This window comes from Lachnoanaerobaculum sp. MSX33 (assembly GCF_000512995.1).
Taxonomy (GTDB): domain Bacteria; phylum Bacillota; class Clostridia; order Lachnospirales; family Lachnospiraceae; genus Lachnoanaerobaculum.
Window position 1 is genome coordinate 1 of record NZ_AZXX01000015.1, and the last position, 3,023, is coordinate 3,023.

The window sequence follows — 3,023 nt, forward strand, 5'->3', positions numbered from 1 at the left end:
GTGATGTTTACAAGAAAAGATTATATGAATGCAGCAGAGTATTATATGCAGAAAAAATATGGAGAAAAGTTTGAAAGTGAGTATATATATGAAGGTAGCGTGTACGTTCACCCAAAGTCAAATCCCTACTGGCATGTAGTAGTAGATGTTGAAACTAAGGATGGAATGACTTATTTCCATGACAATTATGTAGGGTATCTTAAGAAGGAAGAACTTGAGAAATATATATATGAGCTTGTAAAACCTATATATGGGGAGTGTAAGGTGTATACACATCCATATGGTTTTCCGGATGATGATAGTTTTTTAAGAGATACAGATATATTTATGTATGCTAAAAAATCAAACTTTATTATTCGTATATTTGTATGCAGTAATAGAGTGGATGAAGAGAAAAAGCTTGTTGATATATGTAATATTCTGTCAAATAAAAAAATATGTGGAGGTAGATTGGTTGTAACATACTTGAAAGAAGAGGATTTACAATATTTGGAAGAAATATATTTAGATAGATTATTCAATTCTGAAAAGTTTTACAAAAGTTTGACCGTAGTATACGATAGAAAAAAACATTCATATGATGGAGAAATATACGTAACGGAAGGAGATGAAGAGTATGGGAAATAATATAATATCAGAAAATGAATTACAAGAAAAAATATTATATGATATTATACAGTATCTGCCACTAAGTAAGATGGAAATAGATAAGAATTTAGACATAAATTCGATAATTAAAATTATTGAACAAGAGGCAGATGGATTAGAAGAAGGCTACCAAAATGCCATAGCAGAAAATCTTCCTGCGGTAAAGGCAATCCTAAAAGATAGACCTGAACTTGGTAAAGCCAAAATCTCCAATATGAGTTGGAAAGATAATGATGGAGATGGGAAGCCTGACTATTCTGTATATAGTATGCAAGCCTGCACATTTGAGTTGGATGATCATATATATGTATCTTTCAGAGGGACACCAAAAGGAGCTTGGTTGGATAACGGACAAGCATATGGCAGAGATTCAGATATATGGGATACAATGTCAACTATAGTGTCAACTACAAGAGATATGTTAGAAATTACATGTCCGGTAGTCTATACGCCACCAATACCAAATAATCCAATAAAAGAGAAGGTGAAAAAATTTACAAGTGATATTGAAAACAAAATTGAGAAAAGTGTAGTAAATTCATTGAAAAGTATTATCGGTAAAGAAGAAGATATCTTTGATTATATGTCAAAGGACCAAGAACTTGCAGTTAAATACGGAAATGATATAAGAAAACCAAGGGATGGAAGTCAAAGCATTTTCGATAAGGAAAAGAAAGTATACGTAACCGGGCATTCAAAAGGAGGGAATGCAGCAATGGTATTTACTTTATTTAACAGTGATAAGGTAGACAGATGTATAAGTGCTTGTGGTCAGGGCTTTTCTCCGGAATTTATAACTATGGTTAAGGAAATGTTAGGTGAGGACGTTTTGAATGAAGTTGGAAGTAAGACATATGGTTATGGAGGGGATAATGATTATGTAAACATTTGGGGTGTGCATTTCATGCCGCCGGAAAACAGATTATATTATATTCCATATATACCACATGAAAAGATATCTGACATTATATATAATCATTATCCTATCGGTATGATTGATGAAGAGACAGGAAAGCCTGGAGAACTGACGGTAAGAGGACCGGTAGGAAATTTTCTTAATGCATTTAATGAAGAATGGATGGATATGGATATAGAGGACAGGAGAAGCGTTGGAGTTACAATTATGTGGTTTGCACAACGTTTTCATGCTAAAAGCGGCCCGGATAGTGGAAATGATTCATTTCGTGAAGAGATAGATGCAATTGTTAATATGCCAAGGGGATTTTCACTTATTATACCGAGACTTATAAAGCTATTGGGTAGGAAAGAAGGCAAAGATCTTATAAGATATTTGGATAGTGAATTCAAACAAAAGAATGCTGTTGTTGAGGACCTAAATGCATTATATGACATGGATGAAGAGTTAGCAGATAGGATATCTGGTATAAATGATATATTAAAAGATCCTATAAAAGATATAGAAAACCTTCTTAGAGAAAGTATTAGCAAAATGGTGGAAGGACAACAAATGCTTATTGATGCGTATTTTGAAATGGAAATGGCGATGTACAATCCATCGAAATTCGAAGTATACGGAACAGCTGACCTGGGTACAGTAGCAATAAACTATTCAAAGACAAGGGAATTAGTAAGTATGCTGGATGCAGCCAATGATTTGGTTGAGAGAAGGCTTGTGCCTGAAATGGAGGATATATCAGATAGGCTAAAAAGTATTAGTTTTGTAAATGTAAATACAAGAGACTGGGATGATATACTCAGATCTATAAAGAAGGCGAATGATAAAAGGAAGAGGCTTAAAGAAAGAATTATAGGCTACTACAATACTTGTGAAAGTATGGAATCAAAGTTTGTATCAAGTATGAACGGAGTGAATTGATATGTCATGTAGATGTGAGGATATAAGATGTGCTGAGAGGGAAAGAGAAGTTTTAGAAGATATTTTTGATAGAATCTGTGATAGTGAAATTTATTATAATGAACTTAAGAATAGTTGTATAGAGATTATAAGTACCATGGTCTTATCAATATATTTGCAAAATAATGAATTTGAAATGATGAAAACAAGGGTGGAAAACAGGATAATAAAACAAGAGGATGAGATTAGAAATTATAAGAACTATATAAATGATAAAATATCATCGCTTGAGGCAAAGATATCAAGAATGAGAAGAGAAGATGAACGGTTTCATGCACATGATGATGATTAAGTGAATAAATTTTGCACCATAAAGTTTTGTACAAAAAATATAACTATATATAAAATATTACAAAAAGTTGAAGTAATTATTTGTTATGTCTTTGCAAATATAAAAAAAATAATAAAAAAATTGAAGTATACCGTATGTATTATTGAAATTATACAAATCAAGTAGTATAATACAATTGTTCTTAAAAAAAAACAAGGAGGACACTTA

At 32.0% G+C, this 3,023-nt stretch carries 3 protein-coding genes; all 3 read left to right on the forward strand.

The window, feature by feature from the left end; genetic code table 11:
• Window positions 1-627: hypothetical protein (locus HMPREF1495_RS13820; protein WP_034211599.1), on the forward strand; the 627-nt coding region annotated here is incomplete at its 5' end.
• Window positions 617-2,485: an Mbeg1-like protein gene (locus tag HMPREF1495_RS01975; protein ID WP_034211601.1), complete on the forward strand. Its 1,869-nt coding sequence runs from the start codon at window positions 617-619 to the stop codon at window positions 2,483-2,485. The genes HMPREF1495_RS13820 and HMPREF1495_RS01975, both read left to right, overlap by 11 nt.
• 1 nt (window position 2,486) lies before the next feature.
• A complete protein-coding gene (locus HMPREF1495_RS01980; RefSeq protein ID WP_034211603.1) occupies window positions 2,487-2,816 on the forward strand; it encodes a hypothetical protein in 330 nt (109 codons plus the stop codon).
• Window positions 2,817-3,023 lie beyond the last annotated feature (207 nt).

Excerpts from the sequence above, each read along its gene's own strand:
- HMPREF1495_RS01975 (WP_034211601.1), top strand. The coding sequence starts at position 617 with ATGGGAAATAATATAATATCAGAAAATGAATTACAAGAAAAAATATTA.
- HMPREF1495_RS01980 (WP_034211603.1), top strand. The coding sequence starts at position 2,487 with ATGTCATGTAGATGTGAGGATATAAGATGTGCTGAGAGGGAAAGAGAA.